This is a genomic window from Alteromonas infernus (assembly GCF_902705815.1).
The window spans coordinates 92,012-117,223 of sequence record NZ_CACSIG010000003.1; the positions used below are offsets into that span (position 1 = coordinate 92,012).

A 25,212-nucleotide genomic window follows, 5' to 3' on the forward strand; every position below is an offset into this window, starting at 1 on the left:
AAACCTAGGTAGCTAGTTCTTCATACCGTATTTTTGCAGTGTGCCTAACTCGTTTCAGCAAAGGCACCTTGAGCAGCGGTACACACGTAAATATCAGCGTTATACCCTGTTTCAGCAAAGTACTTATCGGCAACTATCTGCTTCACAGCTTCAACTTTGTCGGATGGCGCAAGTGCCACTACGCACCCGCCAAAGCCGCCTCCAGTCATTCGAACACCACCAGATTTGCCTAATACTTCACCAATAATCTCAACTAAATAATCAATTGGGCGAACAGTAATTTCAAAGTCGTCGCACATAGAAATGTGGGATTGGGCCATAGCTTCGCTCACCGTTTCGATATCACCATTTTTTAAAGCTTGGCTAGCTGCAAGCGTCCGTGCATTTTCAGTAATGATGTGCCTTGCGCGGCGATAAACCACGTCGGGCATATGCGGCTTGGCTTCTTCCAGCATTTCAATGGTTGCTTCACGCAATGAAGACACACCAAGAAGAGATGCACCTTGCTCGCACTGCTCGCGACGCAGGTTGTATTCACTATCAACCAAGCCACGTTTTACGTTTGAATTAATAATAACGATTTGATGTGAGTCAGGCAGCGGCGAATGCTCAATGGCCAGCGACTGACAATCAAGTAACATGGCATTACCTTCGTTACCCATTGCCGAAATTAGCTGGTCCATAATACCGCATGAACAGCCCACAAAAGTATTCTCTGCTTTTTGACCAAGCAGCGCGGCCTGCACACCATCAAGAGGCAGATCGTAAAGTGCGCTCAGGGCTTTTAGAATAGCCACTTCAAACGACGCAGAAGAACTTAACCCTGCTCCCTGTGGCACATTGCCAGTCACCAGCAAGTTAGCACCGCTAAAATCTGGCAGCGCTTCTTTTAGCACTTTCACTACCCCGCGAACATAATTCGCCCAGCCTTGGTCTTCATCGTACTGAATGTCTGACAACGGAAATTGATTTTGCTGCCCTTCGTAATCTAAGGCTGTCACCAAGATATCGTTGTCGTTTCGTTTAGATGCAGCAACCCAAGTACCGAAATTAATAGCGGCTGGAAATACGAACCCTTCGTTATAATCGGTATGCTCACCAATAATGTTCACTCGACCCGGCGCATGTGCGATTAACGCTGGCGCTTCGCCATACTGCGCTTCAAATTTTGAAGAAAGTACTTGGTTATCCATTCGTCTTCTCACGTTTTTTATAGTGCACTGTAGGCAGTGCTTTTAATCTGTCTGCTGCTTGTTCAGGCGTTAAATCGCGCTGAGCCTCTGCCATCATTTCATAGCCAACCATAAACTTGCGCACGCTCGCTGAACGAAGAAGTGGCGGGAAGAAATGCGCGTGAAGCGTCCATTCTTGGTGTTCTTCATTATCGAACGGCGCACTGTGCCACCCCATTGAATAAGGGAAAGACGTCTCAAATAAATTATCGTATTTTGCGGTTATCTCACCAATAATTTTGGCAAGTGATAGCGACTGATAATCAGATAGTTTATGCAGGGATTGCACGTTGAAACGAGGTAATAGTAACGTTTCAAAGGGCCACGCAGCCCAATACGGAACAACAACGACCCAATCGTCATTCTGACAAACCACACGCGCTTGCTTCGTCACTTCCTGTTCTGCGTAGTCTAAAAGCATAGGCGTGCCGTTTTCAGTGAAGTATTGCTTTAAGTGCGATACTTTCTTGGCAGGGTCAGTGGGTATGTGTTGCTGTGCCCACACTTGTCCATGAGGGTGCGGGTTCGAGCAGCCCATCATGGAGCCTTTGTTCTCAAAAACCTGAACCCAGCGATAGGTCTCACCTAGTTCAGCAGTTTGCGCTTTCCACGTGTTAACTACGTCTACTCGCTCTTCATCAGTAAGCTCAGGCAGTGTTTTGCTGTGGTCAGGTGAAAAACAAATAACACGGCTACACCCCTGTTCGGTTTCAAACTGAAATAGGCCCTTTTTCTCGCTAGCTTGTTCTGTGTCTTGCTTAAGTGCGGCAAAGTCATTTTGAAAAACAAACGTGCCTTTGTAATCAGGGTTCACTTCCCCGTTTACTCGCGTATTGGTTGGACACAAATAACACGTAGGATCATAAGACGGCTTTTGCTCGTTGTTAGGCTCTTCTGAGGCCCCTTGCCAAGGACGCTTAGCTCGGTGAGGCGACACTAACACCCACTCCCCCAACAATGGATTGTAACGGCGATGTGGATCGTTTGTAGGGTCAAAAGGCGTTCCCATAATCACTCTCTCTGAATAGGCCAGCTACGCTCTAGTGCGCAACTTAAAATAGGGTTAAACGTTTACCCTAACAATAATATAGCATGCGTTCCGGTTTATCAATTAAGTAACAAAGAAAAATAATTGTTAAATTAATAACAATTAATTTTCTTTTACTAGTGTAGCGGAATTAGCCGGCTCTAAACTTATAGCGGATAGCGGCTTTAAAGGTTTCCTCAGGCTTAACGAAGCAGTTAGGGAAAGCCGGCTTATTCGGCGCATCGGGAAAATGTTGTGGCTCTAAACACAGGGCGCCGAGTTGTTCATCACTCTCAAGGCTACCTGTATAAAACTGCAAGCCTGGTAGTGTAGTGAATAACTCCATCGAAATACCTGTATCAGGCGCCATTACAGTGGCTTGGGGTTCACTACCCTTTGCCGCACGAAGTACGTAGTTGTGATCGTACCCACCAACCCTATCAAACAACGCATGCGATGCTTGTTGACTCGCTCTTTTTTCAATGGGGGTTAGTGATAAGAAATCGAATGGCGTACCGCCAATGTCCACTAATTTACCGGTCGGTAATAGCGAGCTGTCGGCATCAGTCACTTGTTCAGCATCAATGTGTAGCAGGGTACTCCCCACTTTATCGTCGTCACTTAAGGTGAAGTACGCGTGTTGGGTAAAGCTCAACGGGGTTTCTTTGTCTGTCGTAGCAAAAAGTTCGAGTGAAAGTTCATTGTCATTGTTTAATGTATAACAGGCTTCAACTTTCACATTACCCGGAAAACCGCCTTCCCCGTCAGGACTATGCAATTTAAAGGTTACGCTAGCACTGTTGTCTAACTCGTCCGTACTTGCCTGCCATATTTTTTTGTGAAAACCAGCAAAGCCACCATGTAGGTTGTGCTCTCCACCATTTTTATCCAGCGTGTACTGCGTACCGTTTAAGAAAAAGGTGCCATGACCTATTCTATTTGCATAACGCCCTACAATCGCACCGCGATAGCTAGGGTCGTCGATGTACTCTTGCAAAGTATCAAAGGTCTGAACACAGTGTATTGGTTTTCCCTCGGCATTTGGCACAGTGATGTCTTTTATAATACCGCCGTAATTTAGCAAGGTAACAGACATGCCATTGGCGTTATTTAATGTGAAAGCCTTGACCGTGTTACCGTTTACTTCACCGAATACAGATACGTTTATTTTCATAACAATATTTTTACCTTAATCTGCACAACTAAGGCGCTAGAGAACAGGCCTTAGGCTCACCTATTTAAATACAAACGGTGGAATTTGAATAATAAAGCGCAGAGAGGTTATACGTTTTCCGTTCTATTTTATAGCGTATAGCTGAATAAATATAAAAGGTGGGACCACTTTAAATTAAATAAATTCGCCCCTTTCAAACGCAAATAACGTCGATTATTTATAAATTTGCTTAAGTGAGATGTTTATCTTTTTTTGTAAATATATTGTACGCTATGTCTATTAGGCCTAATCGCCCCCATGCAATAAAAACGAAGTTTGAAAAGAAAATGGCAACAATAAAAGATATAGCCCAAGCCGCTGGTGTCTCATTGGCTACCGTATCAAGGGTTATTAATAATGGCCCGAAAGTGGGCAATGACACACGCAAGCGCGTTAAAAAAATCATGCAAGAAATGGGATATCGTCCCAACGCTAATGCGCGTGCGCTTGTAACAAAACGCAGTGCGTCGCTAGGTGTGGTCATCGCTGAACTTCACGATCCGTTTTTTGCCATGCTCGCCCACGGCGTTGAGTCGATAACGCGAAAGAACAACGTTCAAATATTGTTGAGCGCGGGCTCCATAGAAAAAGAAACCGAACTTCGCGCTATTGAAACCTTGTTAGAACACCGCGTAGAAGCCATGGTTGTTCACAGTAAAGCGCTAGATGATGAAACGCTTATCGGCTTTGCTAAACAAGTCCCTGGCTTTGTGCTGATAAATAGATACATTCCTGAAATTGCAAATAGGTGCGTGTGGCTAGATAACGTGACAGGCGGCCGCCTTATGGCCGAATATGCCATTAGTCAGGGTCATAAGCATTTAGCAGTAATTAGTAGCCAATATCGTATCGACGACCCTAACCACCGTTTAGAAGGTATTAGAAACGCTGTCGACAACGCAAAGTTAAGTTTGCCTGAGAGTATGATTGAGTATGCCACCCCCGATCAGGAGGGCGGTGAATTAGCGATGCAGAATTTGCTTGCCACAGGCGCCCAATTTACTGCCGTGTTAGCATACAACGATGCAATGGCTTCAGGGGCGATGACAATGCTGCAAGATCATGGCATTTGTGTGCCCGACCAAGTGTCGGTAATGGGTTACGATGACGTATTGCTCGCTAAATACTGCCGACCTAAATTAACCACGCTTCGATACCCTGTGGAAATGATGGCAGCCAAAGCGGCTGAACTCGCATTGAAATATGCATCGGGCAGTAAGCCAGAAGACGGCCTAACATTTAAATATACCCCAACGGTAGTCAAACGCGACTCCATCATTCGAATTTAATACACGTTCTGGTACAGTTTTTTAAACCACATCCTATCGATGGCTATATAGCAATTATTAATACCCGCCGACGGCGGGTATTTTTTTAGCTAATTCTACGTGGTTTGGTGGCTGATTAATCGCAATTCGTTGTAATACTGCTCAAGCGTATTCTGAAAATTTTATGACAGTAAAGTATTGACAAAAATCACTGCTTGATCGTTTTGCTCCAGACTTTTATCCCCAATGGGGAAAATTGCCTGATCCTGTATGGCTTTACGATCAAATAATATTAAGATCAGCATCAATGGCTCTACAGCGCTTGATTTAACTGATTTTTCGTGATCCGACCAGAAAGTGCCTTTAAGATCGTGATCAGTTGTTCTATATGGCTATTAACAGACTTACCAACAAGGTTTTCCACGAGTTATCCACAACGAGTAAGGAACTCTTTATTGTGTAAATCTAGCTAAAAACTGGCGGTACTGTTCAATGGAATAGTCGCTTTTTAACGTTGCATTGTGGGTAGCGCTAGGAATAACTGAAATATATTTTTCGCTGCTTGATGCATCTTTTAGCAACTGCTGGCTGATGGGATAAGGCGTTATCTTATCGTATTCACCTACTAGCAACCAAAGCGGGCCATCATAATGGCGCAGAATTGGCGCAATTTGCATGCTATGCACTTCGTCGTGAAGCTTCATATTAGTAAACGAGTTAGAAAACCCTGGTATCATGTTGGCAATTAAGTCTGAAATATTATTAAACGCGCCATCTAATACTAGTGCGTCGATACGCCGATTAGCGGCCACATAGCTTGCGAAATAACTGCCAATGCCTCGACCGTGAACAATTGTAGGAATAGACGCGTCGAATGCACTTTTTACATAGTCAAACTGGGTTAACGCATCTTGTTTAATAGCGTTAATGCTTAAGTCTTCTGCTTTATCGCTAGCGCCCACCCCCTGATAGTCTAACCACAAAATATTTGCGGGTAGCTTCCCTAGCCTATGTATAACGCTATTATTTTCACTTATCGGCATGCGATTGTCGGCAAAAAACACAATATTAACGATAGGGTTGGGATAAGAAACCGCAACACCTCGAAGGGTAAGGCCCTCTTTGTTTTTTACTTCAATACGGGTAATACCCGCAGCAGTTTTATCGTTTTGAATGGCAGCATGTAGCTTAGTGGTATCAATGGGCTGTTGTTGAGAGTCTTGATGAAAGAAGGCCGAAGGGGACACGTTAATTGCACACCCAATAAGTGAAACACTTGCAACTACACTGATTACCGCGTTTTTTAAGCTCATCATTAAAGAACTGTCCGTGTTGATTGGTTATAGCGAAATTTATTTTCAGGTTATATAGGTGTAATGGTTGTGTCGCTGATCAACAGTCCCTCACCTATGCTAAACAAGCTGTAACAGTTTGCAACAGTTGTTCTGTTTCTTAGCGATACAAACTTTCTTATACTAAAGACAATATTACTTGCATAATTTATCTGCATAAAACAAAAATAATTTAATGAAAAGTAGAACATTTTCCATGTCTTACGCTACATCACCAACTCGACTTATTGTTGCCTGCTGTGCCCTACCCTTGCTTATTGCCTGCGAGTCTACGCCACCCGAGCTTGATTCATCATTAATTCCTGCGTCGCAGAGAAAAGACTATCAGCTAACCATGTCTAAAGCGAAAGCTTGTCCAATTAACTTGGCAGAATTAATCGACATACGGTCGAGTAAAGACTTGCTCGTTGGAAGCAGTAATGGAATAGAAGACACGCTCTATTCACTGTTACAGCAAAGCTTAGAAGCGATGAATGTTAGCCCAGATATTGAAGCAGCCAATAGCGTTAAAGTAGTACTAAACCGCGCGTTTATAAAAAGCTTAGGAAGTAATATGGTTGCCACTGTGGTGCTTAAGGTTAAGTACAAGCCTGACTATGCAGATGAGTATTCACCGGCCACCACCTTCAAAGGGCAAAGCGTGAATGTAAACGCCAGTGTCAGTGAAAAAGAGAGCAATCAGATTGCTATCGATGCCATGAAAACCGCCATTGATGATGCCACCAAACGTATAAAGTCGTCACTGTTACACAATTGCAAAAATGCGCTAAGCGAACTGGAGGCGGTATAAGCTTAAGAAATTATAGAGTGAACGCGATTGAGTGAGCGTAAGCGCTAAGCTCGAACTTTCAATCGGGCTAAGATTCAGTAGATAAGCCGCGTATTATCGACCATAAAGCACGCCATGCCACCGTCAACGGCCGCTTTTCGGCCCATGTCGGTATCTTCAAACACCACACAATGCTGTGGTGCAACGCCCATTAATTCCGCAGCACGTAAAAAGGTTTCAGGATGTGGTTTGCCTTTGCTTACATCATCTGCGGTTACCAACGCCGATAACTGGGCGAGTAAGCCATGCTCATTTAACACCATTTGCGCGTGCTGCCTATCTGAGCCTGTCCCCACAGCAATGGGTACGCTTCCCTTATAGTGATTAAACACGTCCAGGGTATCTTGAATAAGTCTGGGAACATGGTCTAGCCCTTCAAAGGCCTGTTTTTTATATAGAGCAACCTTTGCAGGATCATGGCTTTTGCCATACTTGGCATTCATGAGGTGTACGGTTTCAAAGGTAGGAACGCCACCTAAACTATATTGATAGTCTCGGTCGAAGGGGTAGTCGAACGCGTCACACGTAAGCTGCCACGCATCAATATGTGCGCCCATTGAATCGACCAAGGTGCCGTCCATGTCAAAAATGATGGCTTTGTAACTACTTAGGTCAATCATGGTGCTCCCTTCCTTTTTAACAAATCTTGTGGTGCTAACCTGTTTTGGTTTTTAATGCACTGCCCTTTTTACGCTGACAACACATCTCGCGCTTTGACCGCGTCAAAGTCGCGGTCAACCTTAAGGTATACCGCGTTATTTTGACTGTTTAATGTCACTTCTAGTACACCTGGTACTCGCATTAGTTCTGCTTCGATGCTGGAGATATTTGAATTATCAAACTCACCGTTCATCATCACACGCTTAACACGGCTCGCTTCTTTCACCCCAAAAATGATGAAGAGCCAAAGCAATGTGCTGGCAGCGCCAATACCGTAGGCGATGTCTTGAGACCAAATATCAGTAACCAAACCAGATATTACGCCTCCCAAAAATGCACCAAAAAACTGGAAACTGGCGTAAAGCCCCATGGCCGTTCCTTTTTGCCCAGCCGGCGCAATGCTCGACACCAACGCAGGAAAATTCGCTTCTAAGTAATTAAAGCCAGTAAAGAACAGCACGACCGCTGCCGTCACCCACCACCAGCTGTGGTCTTCCAAGCTAAGCGCTAAAAATGCGCCACCCATTAACACTACACCTGTGACAAGCAGCGATTTAGGCGTTCGCCCCCTTGCCATCCCCATCATTATAATAAGGCCAACAATGGATGCGCCTAGTACAGGTAAATAAACGATCCAATGGCTGTCCAACGCCATATCGAAATTTAGCAGCGTGACCGGAAGCTGCACGAAAAGCAGCGTTATCATCATGTGTAAAATCATCACGCTGATATTTAAACGCCATAACTGAGATGAAAATACTAAACGTTTTAGCTGATCTTTTTGAGGAAGTGTATCGCCACTGCTCAGCTGTACACCGTTTGGGACAACCCATTTAACCAGCGGCATGCATAGAATGGCCAAGATGCCAGTAATGCCGAAAACGCCTGCAAGGCCATAGCTGTTGGCAATAAGTGGCCCTAAAATAACGGCCAAATAGAACGAAAAGCCAATGGCGATTCCTATGATAGCTAATACTTTAGCCCGCTGACTTTCGCGGCTTACGTCGGTAGCAAGTGCCATTATTGCACCTGCAATGGCTCCCGCACCTTGAAGAATACGCCCTACAATCATCATGACCATACTGTCGGCATTCGCGGCCACAAAGCTTCCCAATGCAAATACGGCAAGCCCTAACAAAATGACAGGTTTGCGCCCCCATTTATCAGACATCATGCCCATGGGAATTTGAAGCGCGGCCTGCGTTAGACCATATCCCCCCACGGCAAGCCCCACCAATAGCGGAGAATAGTCAGGGTAGTCCATAGCAGCAACCGCCAAAACTGGCATAACCATGAACAACCCCATCATGCGTAAAACGTAAACGGAGGCAAGTGCAAGCGCGGCGCGTAATTCCAAAGCGTTCAAAGCGTCTGTGTCCCTCAATAAGTAAAATCAAAAAAACAAAAAAGCGCGCAGAGAACACCGGTTTCTGCTGCAAGAAGAATAAAGTCGCGAAGTGTAGCATAATACCAGTCCGCATAGATAATTGCCCACTCAGAAGGTGCTGGCAAGTTTCCTAGCGAAGCGTGGGAATGCAGGAATGGCTGTTCCCTTTTAAATTCCCAGAATGAAGCTAGGAAGCTTGCCAGACCTTCCCGAAGGGCGAGTTTAAAATGTCCGTACTCTTTGTTGTGTCACCTTGATGTAGAACCACTATACCTGCGGTAACACGCCGCGATTACGAACATTTTAAGTCTCGCTGAGTGTGTAATTATCTATGCGGACTGGTATCACTTACGCCCACTTACCTTAAATTCGATTAATGCAATCAACGCTGGCGTTAATCATTTGCATAGTGTGGGGTTTAAAAGTGAGGAATAAACCACCACATTGAACAACTACAAGGCGAGTAAACACCGGTAAGGTGATCTGCTCCCTCTACTCACAGTATAACTTGAATGTCATATCACTTTAGTTGACACCTATGGCATACTGATTCTTTTTCTCTCATTTAGGCTTCAATGGATAAAATCGAAATTCGCGGTGCTCGCACCCACAACTTGAAAAACATCGATTTAACACTGCCACGAGACAAACTGGTGGTGATAACCGGCCTTTCTGGCTCGGGTAAATCGTCTCTAGCATTTGACACGCTATACGCAGAAGGCCAACGACGTTACGTTGAGTCTTTGTCTGCCTATGCCCGTCAGTTCCTTTCCATGATGGAAAAACCCGATGTTGATCATATTGAGGGTTTATCGCCTGCAATATCCATTGAGCAAAAATCAACGTCACACAACCCTCGCTCTACCGTAGGTACCATCACCGAAGTTTACGATTACTTGCGACTGATGTTTGCCCGTGTAGGTACGCCTCGCTGCCCTGATCACGATGTACCGCTAGACGCCCAGACCGTCAGTCAAATGGTGGATAAAGTGTTGGCGATGCCAGAAGGCAGTAAGCTAATGCTATTAGCGCCTATCGTTAAAGAGCGTAAAGGTGAACACGTAAAAGCTTTGCAAAACCTCTCAGCACAGGGCTTTATTCGTGCGCGCATTGATGGAGAGGTATGTGACCTATCGGATCCGCCGCCGCTAGACCTGCACAAGAAGCACACCATCGAAGTGGTGGTAGATCGTTTCAAGGTGCGCGACGACATGGCGCTTCGGTTATCTGAGTCATTTGAAACGGCACTTAGTCTTGCTGGAGGAAACGCTGTCGTAGCAGATATGGACGACAAAGACGCTGAAGAAATTGTCTTTTCAGCTAACTTTGCATGTCCGCACTGCGGCTACAGCATTAGCGAGCTTGAGCCTCGACTGTTCTCGTTTAACAACCCAGCGGGCGCGTGTCCAACATGTGACGGTTTAGGTACGAGACAATTTTTCGACCCTGCACGCGTGGTTGGCAATACCGAATTAAGCCTCTCTGGCGGGGCAATACGCGGCTGGGATAAGCGCAGTTATTATTACTTCCAAATGCTTCAGGCGGTCGCTGATCACTACGATTTTAGCCTTACCGCTCCGTTTGAAGAGCTAGATAAAAAGCACCAAGATATCGTGCTTTATGGTTCGAAAGGTAAGTCGTTATCGTTTAAATACATAAGCGAGCGGGGCGATGTAATGGAGCGCAAACATCCATTTGAGGGCATCATTCCCAATATGGAGCGCCGCTATCGCGAAACTGAGTCAAACTCGGTACGCGAAGAGTTAGCCAAATACTTAAGTCAGCAGCATTGCAGTAGCTGCAACGGCACACGGCTTCGCGTGGAAGCCCGAAATGTGTTTATTCAAGACACTAACTTGCCTGCTATTGCAAATATGTCTATTGCCGATGCGTATGGCTTTTTCGAAACGTTACAGTTAGAAGGTCAGCGCGCGCAAATAGCCGAAAAGATTTTAAAAGAAATCATGGACCGTTTGCGCTTTTTGGTAAACGTAGGCCTTAACTATCTGTCTATGTCGCGAAGCGCCGATACCCTATCAGGTGGTGAAGCCCAGCGTATTCGATTGGCAAGCCAGATTGGCGCTGGTCTAGTGGGCGTTATGTATGTGCTGGATGAGCCTTCAATTGGTCTGCACCAGCGAGACAATGAGCGCCTGCTCAATACGCTTACTCACTTACGCGACCTCGGTAACACCGTACTCGTTGTTGAGCACGACGAAGACGCTATCCGTGAAGCCGACTATATTGTAGATATTGGCCCAGGTGCCGGTGTACACGGTGGTGAAATTATTGCCGAAGGGTCACTGGAAGACATCAAAAACAGTGAAGACTCACTTACCGGAAAGTATCTGTCGGGTAGAGAGAAAATTGATATTCCGGCTTCGCGTACACCTGTAAAAGACGACAAATGGTTGGAACTTACAGGCGCAACAGGTAATAACTTGCAATCGGTAGATTTACGCATTCCCACGGGCGTAATGACGTGTGTAACAGGCGTTTCAGGCTCGGGTAAATCGACGCTAATAAACGACACCTTTTACAAGATTGCCCAGCGTGAATTAAACAAAGCAACCACGTCGGAGCCTGCGCCGCATAAATCGATGACGGGCCTAGAGCTGCTCGACAAAGTCGTAGACATCGACCAGAGCCCTATCGGCAGAACGCCACGTTCAAATCCAGCCACCTATGCGGGTATTTTCACGCCTATTCGTGAAATGTTTGCTGGCACGCAGGAGTCTCGCTCCCGCGGTTACAAGCCGGGCCGCTTTAGCTTCAACGTTAAAGGCGGGCGCTGTGAAGCGTGTCAGGGTGATGGTGTGATTAAAGTGGAAATGCACTTTTTACCAGACGTGTACGTGCCTTGCGATGTGTGCCAAGGAAAGCGCTATAACCGCGAAACCCTAGAGATAAAGTACAAAGACAAGAATATTCATGAAGTGCTGGAAATGACCGTGGAAGATGCGCGCGAGTTCTTCGATGCAATTCCATCTATTTCGCGCAAATTGCAAACGCTTATGGATGTGGGTTTGTCTTATATTCGACTTGGTCAAGCGGCTACCACGTTATCTGGTGGTGAAGCGCAGCGAGTGAAATTGGCGAAAGAGTTGTCAAAAAGAGACACTGGGCAGACACTTTACATCTTGGATGAGCCAACCACGGGTTTGCACTTCCACGATATTAAACAGTTATTGGCCGTACTTCACAGACTTCGCGATCACGGTAATACCGTTGTGGTTATTGAGCATAACCTAGATGTGATTAAAACCGCAGACTGGATTGTCGACCTTGGACCGGAGGGTGGATCCGGAGGTGGCCAGATTATTGCAGAAGGAACACCTGAGCATGTGGCAGAACAAGAAGTTTCACATACTGGACGATTCCTTAAGCCCATGCTCACACAAACTTGAGCCGGTTTGGATGTAAATTCCTAGGCGTTAAACGCACTGTTTCTTTTTGCTAGCAGTTGTGTAATTTACACAGCTGCTTGTAAAAAGTGCGCGTTGACGTTTATTTACACGTTTTTTCATGCTGGTCAGAGCTTGTTTTGGCAAATCATACGTTACGATGATTTATGTGAATTTTGCAGTAAGAATTGCTGGAGCGAAACCCAATGACTCAAACGCCGCCACTAGCCTTAGTGAAAACTTGGTATCACCTACTTTCGTCGTCTGAAGACAATGACGTAAAAGCGCGCGCACAAGAAATGCTGTTAAATGCCTTCGAGTCGCCTGAAGCGATTGCGATTTATCTTAAAGAGCATAATATTCTTAAGCACTGATCAAAAAAGCCTTAGCGTAGTAGGCGATACTACGCTAAGGCTTAGTGTTTATTAGCAAACGATATTAAGCGTGCTTAGCAGCTTGAATCGCTAACCCTTCGCACACCGAGTTAAATGCGTCGTTCTCTAACCGAGATAAGCCTGTAAGCAGTTTTTCATACAGTGCATCCACTACGATTGGCGATAAACTCATGCCGCCTGTGATCATCACCACTTCTGGTTTTTCGCTGCTGTTTTCCAAGCACTCCACGACTAGCGCTTTCACTTTATCAAGCCAAGGCTTTAGTGCTTTTTGTAGTGAATCTTGTGAAATCTCTACGTCGAAGTCATCTTCAATATAGTGCAGTGGCAATGTTATGTTCTGCTTGGTTGAGAGTAGTTCCTTGGCTAATCGAGCCGAGTTGACCACGCGGGCAGACAGCTTGTTTTCTTGCACGATAAGCAGGCGTTCTAGCTGAGCAGGCTCTTTAATTACAGACATGGTTTGAGAGATATCTAGCCCGTAATCGTCAGAGAAAAAGCGGGTGAGCGCTGGAATGTTATCAACGGCGCACATATCAGAGAAATAGGTAGGTGGAACAGGAAGCCCGTTCATCATTTTAAGGCCCATACCCATTTCAGGCGCAATACCTTTAAGTACCAAGCTTTTATCGCAATCCATGCCGCCTAAACGTCTGCCTGTTACCGACAGAACATCGTCTTTGCGATCAAGCTGGTTGGAACGCTCGGGAGAAAGCTTAATACAGCAAATATCCGTGGTACCCCCACCAATATCTACAATCAGCGTGGTGGTATCTTTTGGTAGGGTTTGCTCGATTTTATACGCCGCTGCTATAGGTTCATCTAGGAAATTAACCCCTGTAAACCCGGCTTTCGTCGCCGCTTCGGTCATGATTTGAATGGCCTGGGCGTTCCCCTCTTCTCCACGCGTACCGTGAAACTTAACCGGGCGCCCAATAACCGCATTATTAACGACCTTGCCTAGCTGCTGCTCTGCGCACTGTTTAAAGTACGCAAGCTGCTTGGCAATAATACCGATGAACGCTTGTCTTTGGTCGCCGTCTAGCGAGGCGCCTAGAAAGTTCTTAGGTGAATAAATTAGTCGGCCTTTGTCCGGCATTTTGAGAAAGCGCCTAAATCCTTCTTCACCAAAAGCGAACTTGCCGTGCTCTACTAATCGCAATAGTGGAATTTCATCTAACGACATTGCGTGCATTAATTGCTGAATAGCCTTGCGCTGTAGGGCTGGCTTGTTATGCAAATCACCACGCAGCGAGTCGATACGGTTACTGTACATACCCTGCTCTTTAGGGTCTTTTGCCGAATAGTACCCGTCTTTCGCTTTGTCTATTTGGTCGCTTATCACGCGCTGCAATTGTGCGACTTTCGCTTCTACCATGGCATCAGGTGGCGGCGGCAGTTCATCCTCAAAATAAATGAACACCGAAGAACGGATTTTATTTCCCTTCTTATCTAACGGGTCAAGTTTGATGTGCTGATGGGCCGCTCCATCAAAATACACAACCTCAGAATTTGATGTACCGTAGTCAATCCCAATCGCAGTCATAGTATGTTCGCTCAAAAAGTTAGAAGCGGATTGTAATGCAAAAGAAAGAAGCGGCACACCCCTGTAAGGTAATCAAAACACAACGATTTATTGCCAAACACAATCGGTTACAGGTGATAGCTGAAAAGCACAGCCCATAATGCTAGAGTGGAAACCAAACTAATAACAATGCCTACGAATATTTATGAGCAATACAGCACCATTAGTTACGTCGTTTGATGTACGTTTTTGTGAAACCGATGCCCTACAGCATGTTAGTAACACTGCATTAGTCGCGTGGTTCGAAGCAGCCCGTGAGCCTATTTTCAGAATGTTTACGCCTGAGCTAGACTTACAAAACTGGCCGTTAATATTAGCCAGTTACAAGGTCGATTTTTTAGCTCAAATTTTTTACGGCAAACCTGTGACGGTTAAAACCTACATTAGCCGGCTAGGCAACAGTGCGTTCGACGTGTTTCAAGAGTTATGGCAAGACGACAAGCTTTGCTCAACAGGCGTAACAACCATGGTACATTTTGACTACAAAACACAGCGCTCTGCGCCTATCCCAGATGATGTGAAGTCAGAACTACAGTCACATTTTAAGGAATTATCAGGTCAGTAATCAGGCGCAATACGAGGTATCTATGAGCGATTTAATTGAAGTTATTGATGACGTATTGCCGCCGCAGCTGTGTACACAGTTGATGGAGCGCTTTGAAAGTAGCCCTAATTTGAGCCAAGGGCGTACCGGTGGTGGCGTCGATTTAGATAAAAAGCGCAGCATGGATGTGTCGATAAGCCGCAACCCCGAGTTTAAAGATTTATTCCAGCAAGTGATGCAGCATACCGGGCAGCAGTTGGTCTCCTACATTGAAAAGTACTATTTTGCGCTTGTTGGGCCTATTGGCTTAACCGTACGCCACCCTAAAACCGGCGAACCGGTAAAAGTAACAGGTGAAAACTTTGATGAAGTGGGTAAACCCAATTTGGCCAATTTGGTGAATTACCTGTTTCGGGTTGGCGATGTGAATGCGCAGCGCTACACCGCCGGCAATGGCGGCTATCCGTATTGGCATTCAGAAGTGTACCCGCAGCTTCAACATAACGATGCGCTGCACCGCGTGTTGCTGTTTATGTACTACTTAAACGATGTGGAAGAAGGCGGTGAGACGGAATTTTATTATCAAAACCGTGCGGTTAAACCTAAAGCAGGCAGAATGGTGATTGCGCCTGCCTATTTTACTCACACACACCGCGGCCAAATTCCAAAAAGTAACGACAAGTACATTCTAACGTCGTGGCTTCTGTTTAACCGCGCTGAGCAGATTTATACGCAGGGCTAGCCTTTATCGCTAGCCTTTTTAAAACCCTTCTACTGCCTCGCCTTTTAATCGGTAACCAACAGACGCAATATCGCCTTTCCAACCGTCAGTCGACAGTTCGCCGGTTACCCATATCGCGTCGTAGATGTTATCTATGCGCACACCTTCGTCAAATTTTACGAACACTATTTGATTAGAAGGTGGTGGTGGTACGTGAATACAGGCGCCAAAATACGGAACAAGTAAAAACTCGGTGGTTAGTTCAGCGGTACCTTCTAGCGGCACAACAAAGCCCGGAATTTTCACCCGTTTACCGTCAAAGGTGTCGACAACCGGCGCGTCAGGCTGAAGCTGGCTCATTTCACCATTGTGCTGAACAGAAGGCGGCGCAAGTTCATTAAATCCCTCTGGCACTAGGTCTTCCCAGTACACTTCAATAGGTGCTTCTTCTGCCAAAGTGCTGAATGTTACAACCATCATAAGTACGGCAAATAATGAGGTCACGGTTTGTTTCAGGTGGTACATACTGGTCTCTTTCAGGTATCGGTTTAGCTTTCTGTTGTGATGCCTAGTTTTATCAATCTTCATTTTTAGACCACATACAAAAAGGGCTGGTATTACACCAGCCCTTTGTATCATCAATTTAAAGCAGCGTGAATTATTCTGCTTCGAAACGCGCGATGCTTGCGGTAATTTCTTCTTTTGCAGCTGCAGCGTCGGCCCAACCGTCAATCTTCACCCATTTGCCTTCTTCAAGATCTTTATAATGCTCGAAGAAATGCTCAATTTGCTTAAGAAGAAGCGGAGGTACGTCTGCAATTTCTTTAACGTCACGGTAAATAGTAGAAAGCTTGTCTACAGGAACCGCTAGTACTTTTGCATCTTTACCAGACTCGTCAGTCATGTTTAGTACGCCAACTGGACGACATTTGATAACAGAACCCGCAAGTAGTGGGAATGGTGTCATCACTAGAACGTCAACTGGGTCACCGTCTTCAGACAATGTGTTGTTTACATAACCGTAGTTTGTTGGATAGTGCATGCAAGTTGCCATAAAGCGGTCAACAAATAGTGCACCTGAGTCTTTATCTACTTCGTACTTCACCGGGTCAGCGTGCGCTGGAATTTCGATGATCACATTTACTTCGTCTGGTACGTTTTTACCAGCAGAAATTGCACTCAAGCTCATTCTTAGTTCCTTTCAATGATAGATTAAAAATTTTGGTCGTAAGTATACGGTGACAGCGGCAAAATAAAAACGCTTTACGACCCATGTCGTACTAATCTCTTTATTTTTAGTTAAATTTTGCTGCTTTTTAAAAACCAAATGGCCCATCAGGGCCATTTTTTCCATTACTTCGCGTTGTCGTTGTAGCTTAAGCACATATCAACTTCTTCTTTAGAGCCGATGATGCAAGGTACACGCTGGTGAATTTCTTCAGGCATTACTTCTAGAATTCGCCCGGTGCCGGTTTCCGCTTTACCCCCGGCTTGTTCCATCAAAAACGCCATTGGGTTGGCTTCATACAGCAAACGTAACTTACCTGGTTTTGACGGGTCTCTGTGATCAAACGGATACATAAAGATGCCGCCACGACATAGCAAGCGGTGAATATCGCCTACCATGGCCGCAACCCAGCGCATGTTGAAGTTTTTACCACGAGGGCCGTCTTTACCCGCTAAAAGGTCAGCAATATACGCCTGCATTGCTGGCTCCCAATGACGCTGGTTTGAGGCGTTAATCGAGAACTCAGAGGTTTGTTCTGGCACCTGAATATTTGGGTGAGTAAGCAGGAAACCACCGTGGGTTTTATCAAGGGTATAAATATGCGTGCCGCGACCTGTGGTCAATGCAAGCATGGTTGATGGGCCATAAAGCACGTAACCTGCCGCAACCATTTGCGTACCAGGCTGTAGAAATGCCGACGGGTCGTCTGGTTTCATCCACTGCGGCGCATGGGTAATAGAAAATATGGTACCGATAAGGCTATTAATTTCGGTATTTGACGAGCCATCAAGCGGGTCGAAGCTAACTAAATACTTACCTTCAGGATCACAAGGCACAACATCATCTTCTTCTTCAGACGAAATGGCTTTAACGTAGCCAGATTCCCTAAGCGTGTCTTTTAGTATGTGGTTAGAGATAACGTCGAGCTTTTTCTGTGTTTCGCCCTGTACGTTTTCTGAAAGGGTTGAACCGAGCACGCCAGCAAGTGCGCCTTGACTCACGCGGAAAGAAATTTCTTTACAGCCCGCTAGCAGTGTACGAATGAGTAAAATTAACTCAAGCGGTGCACCGTCTTGTTGCAATTGGGAATTTAAACGTTTCATTAAGTGTAAGCCTTTTTTTCGTGTGTAGGGTGTTGTACTTACAGTTGCTCAGCTTTCCTTACTGGCTTTTAACTGAAAGCACACAGGTGGAAGTCACCTGTGGTTAGATTGTAACCGTGTTCTTGGTTAAGTGGAACACACCAGTAAAATGTCATACACACACCATACCAGTTTGAAAGTTGTGAAATTTTTTTAGCGCTGTGTTGTATAAAGGGTTAACGCATTAACTCGGTGAAGAAAATTGAATTATCTATACGCCATGAGGTTCTGATACAGTATCGCCAACAACATGATAATTCATAGAGAATGCGCTATGCATGTACACATTTTAGGCATTTGTGGAAGTTTTATGGGTGGCATCGCCGCCATTGCTAAGTCGCTAGGCCACAAAGTTACAGGGTCAGATAAAAACGTTTATCCACCCATGAGCACACAGTTAGAAGCATTAGGCATCGAGCTTACCGAAGGCTACTGTAAAAGCCAGTTTGACCCAGCGCCTGATATGGTGGTGATTGGTAACGCCATGTCCCGTGGCAACCCCGCCGTTGAGTATGTACTCAATCGCAACCTGCCCTACACTAGCGGCCCCCAATGGCTGCTGGATAACCTGCTTAAAGATCGCTGGGTGATTGGTCTATCAGGTACTCACGGGAAAACCACAACAAGCAGCATGGTTGCGTGGATTTTAGAACACGCGGGCCTTAACCCAGGCTATTTGATTGGCGGCGTTCCGGAGAATTTTGGTGTGTCGGCACGCGTGGGTGACAGCCCCTTTTTCGTTATCGAGGCCGATGAATACGACAGTGCGTTTTTCGACAAGCGCTCTAAGTTTGTGCACTATCGCCCTAAGACTTTGGTGATCAATAACCTTGAATTCGACCATGCCGATATCTTTGCTGACCTTGCGGCCATTCAAACCCAGTTCCATCATTTAGTGAGAATGGTACCTGAAAACGGCCTAATACTTACCCCTAATAACACGCCTTCTATTGAAGATATGCTTAAACGAGGCTGCTGGTCCTCGCGCCAATCTTTGGGTAAAGAGTGGAACGCAGAACTGCTGAATAAAGACGGCAGTGAATTCAACGTTCTACATAACGACGTTATAGTGGGTACTGTTAACTGGTCACTCGTTGGTCAACACAACATAGACAACGGGCTGATGGCGATTGCCGCAGCGCACCACGCAGGTGTCACCCTAACGGATGCCATTGACGCGCTATCTCTGTTTAAAAATGTTAAACGCAGAATGGAAGTAAAAGGCGAGGTAAATGGTATTACGCTTTATGATGACTTTGCTCACCACCCTACAGCGATAGCCACCACGTTAGATGGTCTTCGCAAAAAAGTGGGTAATGCGCGAATTTTGGCGGTGCTAGAGCCTCGCTCAAACACCATGAAAATGGGCATTCACAAAGATACATTAGCAAATTCGTGGCAAAAAGCAGATGAGGTTTACCTTTACGAACCAGAGGGAATGGACTGGTCGCTAGTTGACTCGGTTGCTCACAGTAACGCGCCAACTCAGTGCTTCAAAGGTGTAGAGAAGATCGTTCAGGGCGTTTGCAACGTAGCACAACCAGGCGATCACATACTTGTGATGAGTAACGGCAGTTTCGAAGGGATCCACGGCCGAATTTTAGATGCCTTAGCGTCGAAATTTAAATTATAGAAAGCACGAGTCTTAAAATTAGCTACAGCTAAAAAAGCTAATACTCAGACGTAGTGCCTACAGAGGCAATGTAATGAAACACGACAAGCAAGTTACGCTTGCTATTACGGGCGCGTCTGGCGCGCCGTACGCACTTACGCTATTGAAGTCACTGGTTAATGCTGACTATCAAGTATTTGTTCTTATCTCTTCAGCCGCGAAGGTTGTTTTTGCTACCGAAGAGGACGTAAAAATTCCAGCGCGTCCTGAAGATGCTGCCGCTTTTTTTAGCAAACACTGCGATGCTAAGCCCGATCAAATCAAAGTATTTGGTAAAGAGGAATGGTTTTCTCCTGTGGCTTCAGGTTCAGCCGCACCGTCGAAAATGGTGGTATGCCCCTGCTCAACCGGCACCTTATCGGCCATTAGTATTGGCGCAAGCGACAACTTGATTGAGCGAGCGGCTGACGTAGTGCTTAAAGAGCGAGGGCAACTTATATTGGTGCCACGTGAGATGCCGCTTTCTTCTATCCATTTAGAAAATATGCTCAAGCTTTCGCAAATGGGTGCTACTATTATGCCCGCCGCGCCAGGCTTCTATCACAATCCGAAAACTATCGAAGACTTAGTGGACTTTGTCGTGGCGCGTATACTTGACCATCTTGGCATAGAACAATCTCTTGTCGCCAGGTGGGGCTACCAATCGTCTAAACATTCAGAGGTATAACCATGTTCGCGTTTGCAAACAGGACGTGCGCTGTTGCGCTGAGCACCCTTTTAACACTTTGCGTTGCTTCACCCGCCTTTGGCTGGGGCCAAACGGGGCACCGCGTCACAGGAGCAATAGCTCAGCAATATCTTAGCCCGCTTTCACAAGCAGCGTTGATGGAGCTATTGCCCTACGGCTCACTCGCAGAAGCGTCGACTCACGCCGATGAAATGCGCTCAGATCCCAGTGAGTTCTGGCAGAAAACGGCAAGCCCTTGGCATTATGTGACTGTGCCTGAGGGCACAACGTATAATGAAGTAAGTGCACCTAAACAAGGTGATGCGGTTACCGCTTTAAAGCAATTTACCGAAACCCTAAAAAGCGACGCAGCCAGTGTTGAAGAAAAGCGCTTAGCACTTCAGTTTATCGTACACATTATTGGCGATCTTCATCAACCTCTTCACGCAGGCAACGGCACTGACCGTGGTGGCAACGACGTAAAAGTGCGTTTCTTCTGGCAAGACTCTAATCTTCACCGCGTTTGGGATTCGCAAATGCTAGACCAGCGCGACTTGTCTTACTCAGAATGGACACAATGGCTAACAAAAACGATAGGCACAAAAGAAATTCGCAGTTGGGCAACCACCGACCCTATGGTGTGGATTGAAGAAAGCACCGCTATTCGCGATACCATTTATCCAGAAGATGCGAATAACATGAGCTACGATTATTTGTACAACCATTTGCCTACCGCTAAAAAGCGTTTACAAATGGCGGGCATTCGCATTGCTATGTATCTGAACCAAGTGTTTGACGAATCAAATTAGTAGTTTCACATCAGGTATACCGGCGCAGGCCACGCTTAAATAGTGGTAGGCGGAAATAGAAACGGAGGCATGATGCCTCCGTTTCTATTTCTTTGTTTTTCAAAGCAGCTAGCGTCTTCTCGCGTGCGAGCGTTAATCTAAATCTAGCGGCTCAGGAGAAAGAATAACGCCTGTGCTATCGGCATAAAGATGGTCTTCAGGCAAAAATGTCACGCCACCAAAATTCACCGGCAGGTCTACTTCGCCAACACTTTCGCATTCGGCATTCACAGGAATAGCAGCTACCGCTAATACGCCTATATCAAGTTCTGCCAGGCTATCCACTTCACGTACGCTGCCGTAAATAACTACGCCTTCCCAATCATTGTCGATAGCAACCTGAGCAGATGATGCATCAAACAAAGCCCTACGACTTGAGCCACCACCATCGATAAGCAATACTTTTCCAGCACCAGGCTGAGCAAGCACGCGATCAATAAGCCCCCTATCTTCAAAACACTTAACCGTGGTTATTTCGCCACCGAAGGAATACCTGCCGCCAAAGCTCGCGAAAATCGGGTCTACCACGTCCACGCTATCAGCAAACAAATCGCATAATTCAGATGTGTTGTATTCCATTGTTCTGCCTTACTAAAATTGAGAAGACTAAAATTAGTTGAAAACAAAGCGCTAATTGCACCTCTTGACCTAGCATAGCATTAAATGTGGTGATGCAAACGTTTGATTTAACGCCTTTCGTCGAATTTTTACCATTCATCAATAAAGTTCATGAAGTAGACCTGTAAGCCATCACATGAGCACGTATTTTGCTTAGCTTTTAACCACACCAATCTGTAGTTTTAAAAAGCGCTGTAATGGAGAGTGAGAAGAAGCGTGCTGTCAAAAAAGTTTCTTTTTTTCGCGTCACCCACTGGTCACAGATAAACTTTAGCCTGTACAGTAATTAACCGATAGGGGACAAGGCGATGTTGATGAAATCCTTGACCAAGTACGATACTAACTTATTTTATCGCCTTTATAGACTGACGCAGAAAAGAGACTGCAGCAGTATTATTTGGCTGTCGAAAACGGGCGATGGATATCTGTATTTTGTTATCGGTATGCTGCTATGGGCTTTCGAGCCTGAGCACGGAGAGCTCTTCCTTTATACAGCGCTGATGGCTTATGCGCTTGAATTACCTATTTATGTGCTGCTTAAGAAAATGTTCAAGCGCCCGCGCCCTTGCGATTTTCTAATGAATTTAACGGCACATGTCACACCGTCGGATAAGTTTTCATTGCCTTCCGGTCATACTGCAGCAGCGACGCTAATGGCTTCAATTATTGCGCACTATTACCCTCCTTTCGCTGTGCTTGCATATAGTTGGGCGGCGCTGATTGGTTTATCACGAGTGTTGTTAGGTGTGCACTATCCATCTGATGTCATAGCCGGCACCTTACTTGGCTGCACGATAGCGACATTGAGTATTTACATTCTGGGGTAGTATGAAATTATTGTATGGTGTGCAAGGCACCGGAAATGGACACATTGCGCGTGCGCGAATTATGGCTGCCGCCCTCGCCGAACGCGACGATGTCAGCGTAGATTTTGTTTTTACTGGCCGTGCGCCAGAAAAGTATTTCGACATGGATGTATTTGGTGACTATCAAACCTTCACCGGGCTGAGCTTTATCACCAAAGGCGGTCGCGTTGACAAATGGGCCACAGTTAAACAAGCGAATATTAGCCAGCTTCTAAAAGACGCTAAAGCCTTTGATACCAGCGGATACGATTTACTGGTTAATGATTTTGAACCTATCACCGCATGGGCCGCTAAGCGCCAAGGGTTACCTTCAATATCCATCAGTCACCAAGCAGCGTTTGCTTACGATGTTCCCAAAAGCGGCAATACGATTTTTGACGCCCTGTTGATGAAGGTATTCGCCCCTACGGAGCTTCAATTAGGTGTTCATTGGTATCACTTCAACCAACCTATCATTCCGCCGTTTGTGGCAGAAAAACCAGCACTAACCTCGGGCAACGGACATGTACTGGTCTACTTACCGTTCGAGGAAATAGAAGATATACAGCAAATGCTTGAGCCATTGAGCGACCAAGTGTTTGAGTGCTTCCATCCTAATATCGAAGACGTTAAAGAGGCAGGTCACATTCACTGGCACCCCACGTCGAAGAAACATTTTCAGAAGGCCTTGCAACATTGTAGTGGTGTCATTGCAAACGGTGGCTTTGAGCTATCAAGTGAAGCGCTGCAACTGGGCAAAAAGCTTCTAATTAAGCCATTACACGGTCAGTTTGAGCAGCTATCTAACGTTTTAACGCTTAACCAATTGGACTTGTGCCAAACGCTTTTTCAGTTAGATACTGACATTGTTGAAGAGTGGCTGGAAGCACCAGCAAACGAAGCAATTACGTTTCCAGATAACCCGAACATCCTCATTGACTGGCTTAAACGCAGAGACTTTTCTGACACCCAACGCTTATGCGATGCCCTTTGGAAAAACGTTCAATACGGTGATAAAACACAAGAACGATTATTGGCTCTTGCAATTTAACACCGCAATGCGATGATAGCGGCATTTATCGTATTCTTCGCGGGATTTTTCGTGCTTAAAAAGTCAGTTGTTTTTTTGCTAACGCTCACGGCATTAGGTGGTTGTGGTTACAAAGGGGCGCTCTATATTCCTGAAGCGCCTGCGCAAAACACCCCTGCTGAACCAGCGCCCTCTGAAAACGCAGACGCTGATTCGTCTTCTGACATAAACAACACATTCCCCGCACCTACCTCTGGAGAGCAGAATTAGTGGATTATTTCGCCTACAGCCAAGGTCAGCTTCACGCTGAAGAGGTCGCTGTTTCTGATATTGCAGCTCAGCACGGAACGCCGGTTTATATTTATTCAAGAGCCACGTTAGAACGTCATTGGCACGCTTTTAACGATGCCATTGGTGAGCACCCTCACCTGGTTTGTTATGCCGTTAAAGCTAATTCTAATATTGGCGTATTAAGTGTATTAGCGAAGCTGGGTTCAGGTTTTGATATTGTTTCAGCCGGTGAACTCGCCCGCGTTATAGAAGCCGGTGGCGACGCTAGCAAAGTGGTTTTTTCTGGCGTAGGCAAAAAGCACGACGAAATTCGCTATGCGTTAGAGCAAGGCATTATGTGCTTTAACGTAGAGTCAGAGCCTGAATTACACCGCATTAATGAAGTGGCCGGTGAAGTAGGCGTAAAAGCCCCTATTTCTTTGCGTATTAACCCAGATGTAGATGCTAAGACACACCCTTACATCTCAACTGGCTTAAAGGCCAATAAATTTGGAATAGCGCGCGAGCGCGCACTGGCGACTTATGAACTAGCGGCATCGCTTCCAAATTTGAATGTAGTGGGAATGGATTGCCACATTGGCTCTCAGTTAACTGAAATAGGTCCCTTCGTAGATGCGTTAGAGCGTTTGCTTGTGCTTATTGATGAGCTTGCCGAGCGCAACATCATCATCGAACATTTAGATGTGGGCGGCGGCCTGGGCGTGACTTATAACGATGAAGAGCCACCCCACCCTAAAGCCTATGCACAAGCCATGGCTGAAAAAATGGTCGGCAGAGAGAACCTCAAACTTATCCTTGAGCCGGGCCGCGCTATTGCCGCCAACGCTGGTATTTTAGTCACCGAGGTCGAGTTCATCAAAGAAGGCGAAGAGAAAAGCTTTGCTATTGTCGATGCGGCAATGAACGATCTGCTGCGTCCAGCGCTTTACTCAGCGTGGCAAAAGATTATCCCGGTAAAAGAAGAAAGCACCGCAAAACTACACACCTACGATGTGGTAGGCCCAGTGTGCGAAACCGGTGACTTTATAGGCAAAGACCGTGAATTAGCCATTGAGCCCACCGATTTACTTGCAGTTCGCAGTGCCGGTGCCTATGGTTTTGTTATGGCGTCGAACTACAACAGCCGCTGCCGCCCAGCGGAGATTATGGTAGATGGTGACAAAGCCATTGTGGTTCGCGAAAGAGAAAAACAAAAAGATCTCTGGCAAGGTGAGCATAAACTTCCGTAAACTAGAGACAAACTAAAAAGATAGA

Annotated in this window: 24 protein-coding genes; 13 read left to right on the forward strand and 11 right to left on the reverse strand. The window is 45.9% G+C overall.

Annotation, left to right across the window (positions count from 1 at the left end; all coding sequences use genetic code 11):
* Positions 1-44: 44 nt before the first annotated feature.
* From galK to ACX5J7_RS00525, 3 genes are all read right to left on the reverse strand, one after another.
* The gene (gene galK, locus ACX5J7_RS00515; RefSeq protein WP_348681056.1) at positions 45-1,193 is read right to left on the reverse strand and encodes a galactokinase; all 1,149 of its coding nucleotides are present in this window, start codon (positions 1,191-1,193) and stop codon (positions 45-47) included.
* Entirely contained in the window at positions 1,186-2,241 is a 1,056-nt protein-coding gene (locus ACX5J7_RS00520; RefSeq protein ID WP_024015513.1) for a UDP-glucose--hexose-1-phosphate uridylyltransferase, read from the reverse strand. The genes galK and ACX5J7_RS00520 overlap by 8 nt, the downstream gene beginning before the upstream one ends.
* 169 nt (positions 2,242-2,410) lie before the next feature.
* Positions 2,411-3,433 carry an aldose epimerase family protein gene (locus ACX5J7_RS00525; protein WP_474376726.1) on the reverse strand — a complete coding sequence of 341 codons (1,023 nt, stop codon included), beginning with the start codon at positions 3,431-3,433 and terminating at the stop codon, positions 2,411-2,413.
* 326 nt (positions 3,434-3,759) lie between these two features.
* On the opposite strand from ACX5J7_RS00525, the gene ACX5J7_RS00530 reads away from it, so the two are divergent.
* The gene (locus ACX5J7_RS00530) at positions 3,760-4,761 is read left to right on the forward strand and encodes a LacI family DNA-binding transcriptional regulator (protein ID WP_278385435.1); all 1,002 of its coding nucleotides are present in this window, start codon (positions 3,760-3,762) and stop codon (positions 4,759-4,761) included.
* A gap of 431 nt (positions 4,762-5,192) precedes the next feature.
* On the opposite strand, the gene ACX5J7_RS00535 is transcribed toward ACX5J7_RS00530, so the two are convergent.
* On the reverse strand, positions 5,193-6,056 hold the full coding sequence (locus tag ACX5J7_RS00535; protein WP_020742669.1) for an alpha/beta hydrolase family protein: 864 nt from the start codon (positions 6,054-6,056) through the stop codon (positions 5,193-5,195).
* 211 nt (positions 6,057-6,267) lie between these two features.
* On the opposite strand from ACX5J7_RS00535, the gene ACX5J7_RS00540 reads away from it, so the two are divergent.
* Positions 6,268-6,882 (forward strand): hypothetical protein, encoded by a 615-nt coding sequence (locus tag ACX5J7_RS00540; protein ID WP_498705714.1) that lies wholly within the window; start codon positions 6,268-6,270, stop codon positions 6,880-6,882.
* A gap of 74 nt (positions 6,883-6,956) precedes the next feature.
* Here ACX5J7_RS00540 and ACX5J7_RS00545 read toward each other — a convergent pair whose 3' ends face one another.
* Positions 6,957-7,541, reverse strand: coding sequence for an HAD family hydrolase (locus ACX5J7_RS00545; RefSeq protein ID WP_012516744.1), 585 nt, complete (start codon positions 7,539-7,541; stop codon positions 6,957-6,959).
* A 68-nt stretch (positions 7,542-7,609) separates the two neighbouring features.
* Positions 7,610-8,947 (reverse strand): MFS transporter, encoded by a 1,338-nt coding sequence (locus tag ACX5J7_RS00550; RefSeq protein WP_348681057.1) that lies wholly within the window; start codon positions 8,945-8,947, stop codon positions 7,610-7,612.
* 596 nt (positions 8,948-9,543) lie between these two features.
* On the opposite strand from ACX5J7_RS00550, the gene uvrA reads away from it, so the two are divergent.
* Together uvrA and ACX5J7_RS00560 are read left to right on the forward strand one after the other, a co-directional pair.
* Positions 9,544-12,375, forward strand: coding sequence for an excinuclease ABC subunit UvrA (gene uvrA, locus ACX5J7_RS00555; protein WP_474116178.1), 2,832 nt, complete (start codon positions 9,544-9,546; stop codon positions 12,373-12,375).
* A gap of 203 nt (positions 12,376-12,578) precedes the next feature.
* Positions 12,579-12,746, forward strand: a complete 168-nt coding sequence (locus ACX5J7_RS00560; protein WP_015065957.1) for a hypothetical protein — start codon at positions 12,579-12,581, stop codon at positions 12,744-12,746.
* A 64-nt stretch (positions 12,747-12,810) separates the two neighbouring features.
* Here the strand turns inward: ACX5J7_RS00560 and ACX5J7_RS00565 are convergent, their stop codons facing one another.
* Complete coding sequence (locus tag ACX5J7_RS00565; protein ID WP_474116177.1) at positions 12,811-14,313, reverse strand: Hsp70 family protein; 1,503 nt, start codon at positions 14,311-14,313, stop codon at positions 12,811-12,813.
* 184 nt (positions 14,314-14,497) lie between these two features.
* Between ACX5J7_RS00565 and ACX5J7_RS00570 the strand changes: the two genes are divergently transcribed.
* Together ACX5J7_RS00570 and ACX5J7_RS00575 are read left to right on the forward strand one after the other, a co-directional pair.
* Positions 14,498-14,917 (forward strand): acyl-CoA thioesterase, encoded by a 420-nt coding sequence (locus tag ACX5J7_RS00570; RefSeq protein ID WP_020742664.1) that lies wholly within the window; start codon positions 14,498-14,500, stop codon positions 14,915-14,917.
* Positions 14,918-14,939: 22 nt separating this feature from the next.
* Positions 14,940-15,638 carry a 2OG-Fe(II) oxygenase gene (locus ACX5J7_RS00575; RefSeq protein WP_015065954.1) on the forward strand — a complete coding sequence of 233 codons (699 nt, stop codon included), beginning with the start codon at positions 14,940-14,942 and terminating at the stop codon, positions 15,636-15,638.
* 18 nt (positions 15,639-15,656) lie between these two features.
* Here the strand turns inward: ACX5J7_RS00575 and ACX5J7_RS00580 are convergent, their stop codons facing one another.
* From ACX5J7_RS00580 to ACX5J7_RS00590, 3 genes are all read right to left on the reverse strand, one after another.
* A complete protein-coding gene (locus tag ACX5J7_RS00580; protein WP_020745185.1) occupies positions 15,657-16,142 on the reverse strand; it encodes a DUF3299 domain-containing protein in 486 nt (161 codons plus the stop codon).
* A 133-nt stretch (positions 16,143-16,275) separates the two neighbouring features.
* On the reverse strand, positions 16,276-16,806 hold the full coding sequence (ppa, locus tag ACX5J7_RS00585; protein ID WP_012516736.1) for an inorganic diphosphatase: 531 nt from the start codon (positions 16,804-16,806) through the stop codon (positions 16,276-16,278).
* A gap of 164 nt (positions 16,807-16,970) precedes the next feature.
* Complete coding sequence (locus tag ACX5J7_RS00590) at positions 16,971-17,948, reverse strand: class 1 fructose-bisphosphatase (RefSeq protein WP_020742662.1); 978 nt, start codon at positions 17,946-17,948, stop codon at positions 16,971-16,973.
* A gap of 313 nt (positions 17,949-18,261) precedes the next feature.
* On the opposite strand from ACX5J7_RS00590, the gene mpl reads away from it, so the two are divergent.
* From mpl to ACX5J7_RS00605, 3 genes are all read left to right on the forward strand, one after another.
* Positions 18,262-19,620 carry a UDP-N-acetylmuramate:L-alanyl-gamma-D-glutamyl-meso-diaminopimelate ligase gene (mpl, locus tag ACX5J7_RS00595; protein WP_474375778.1) on the forward strand — a complete coding sequence of 453 codons (1,359 nt, stop codon included), beginning with the start codon at positions 18,262-18,264 and terminating at the stop codon, positions 19,618-19,620.
* Between the two features lie 73 nt (positions 19,621-19,693).
* Positions 19,694-20,326, forward strand: a complete 633-nt coding sequence (locus ACX5J7_RS00600) for a flavin prenyltransferase UbiX (RefSeq protein WP_012516732.1) — start codon at positions 19,694-19,696, stop codon at positions 20,324-20,326.
* A gap of 2 nt (positions 20,327-20,328) precedes the next feature.
* Positions 20,329-21,135, forward strand: a complete 807-nt coding sequence (locus tag ACX5J7_RS00605; RefSeq protein ID WP_474375777.1) for a S1/P1 nuclease — start codon at positions 20,329-20,331, stop codon at positions 21,133-21,135.
* A 132-nt stretch (positions 21,136-21,267) separates the two neighbouring features.
* On the opposite strand, the gene rraA is transcribed toward ACX5J7_RS00605, so the two are convergent.
* Positions 21,268-21,753: a ribonuclease E activity regulator RraA gene (gene rraA / locus ACX5J7_RS00610; protein ID WP_012516730.1), complete on the reverse strand. Its 486-nt coding sequence runs from the start codon at positions 21,751-21,753 to the stop codon at positions 21,268-21,270.
* Between the two features lie 353 nt (positions 21,754-22,106).
* Here rraA and ACX5J7_RS00615 point away from each other — a divergent pair, with 353 nt between their 5' ends.
* Genes ACX5J7_RS00615 through lysA form a run of 4 tightly spaced genes read left to right on the forward strand, consistent with a single transcriptional unit; the run spans position 22,107 to position 25,187 of the window.
* Positions 22,107-22,619, forward strand: a complete 513-nt coding sequence (locus ACX5J7_RS00615) for a phosphatase PAP2 family protein (RefSeq protein WP_012516729.1) — start codon at positions 22,107-22,109, stop codon at positions 22,617-22,619.
* A 1-nt stretch (position 22,620) separates the two neighbouring features.
* On the forward strand, positions 22,621-23,688 hold the full coding sequence (locus tag ACX5J7_RS00620) for an MJ1255/VC2487 family glycosyltransferase (RefSeq protein WP_333971994.1): 1,068 nt from the start codon (positions 22,621-22,623) through the stop codon (positions 23,686-23,688).
* 51 nt (positions 23,689-23,739) lie between these two features.
* Entirely contained in the window at positions 23,740-23,937 is a 198-nt protein-coding gene (gene lptM / locus ACX5J7_RS00625; RefSeq protein ID WP_231125109.1) for an LPS translocon maturation chaperone LptM, read from the forward strand.
* Positions 23,937-25,187 carry a diaminopimelate decarboxylase gene (lysA, locus tag ACX5J7_RS00630; RefSeq protein WP_012516726.1) on the forward strand — a complete coding sequence of 417 codons (1,251 nt, stop codon included), beginning with the start codon at positions 23,937-23,939 and terminating at the stop codon, positions 25,185-25,187. Before lptM ends, lysA begins: the two co-directional genes overlap by 1 nt.
* Positions 25,188-25,212 lie beyond the last annotated feature (25 nt).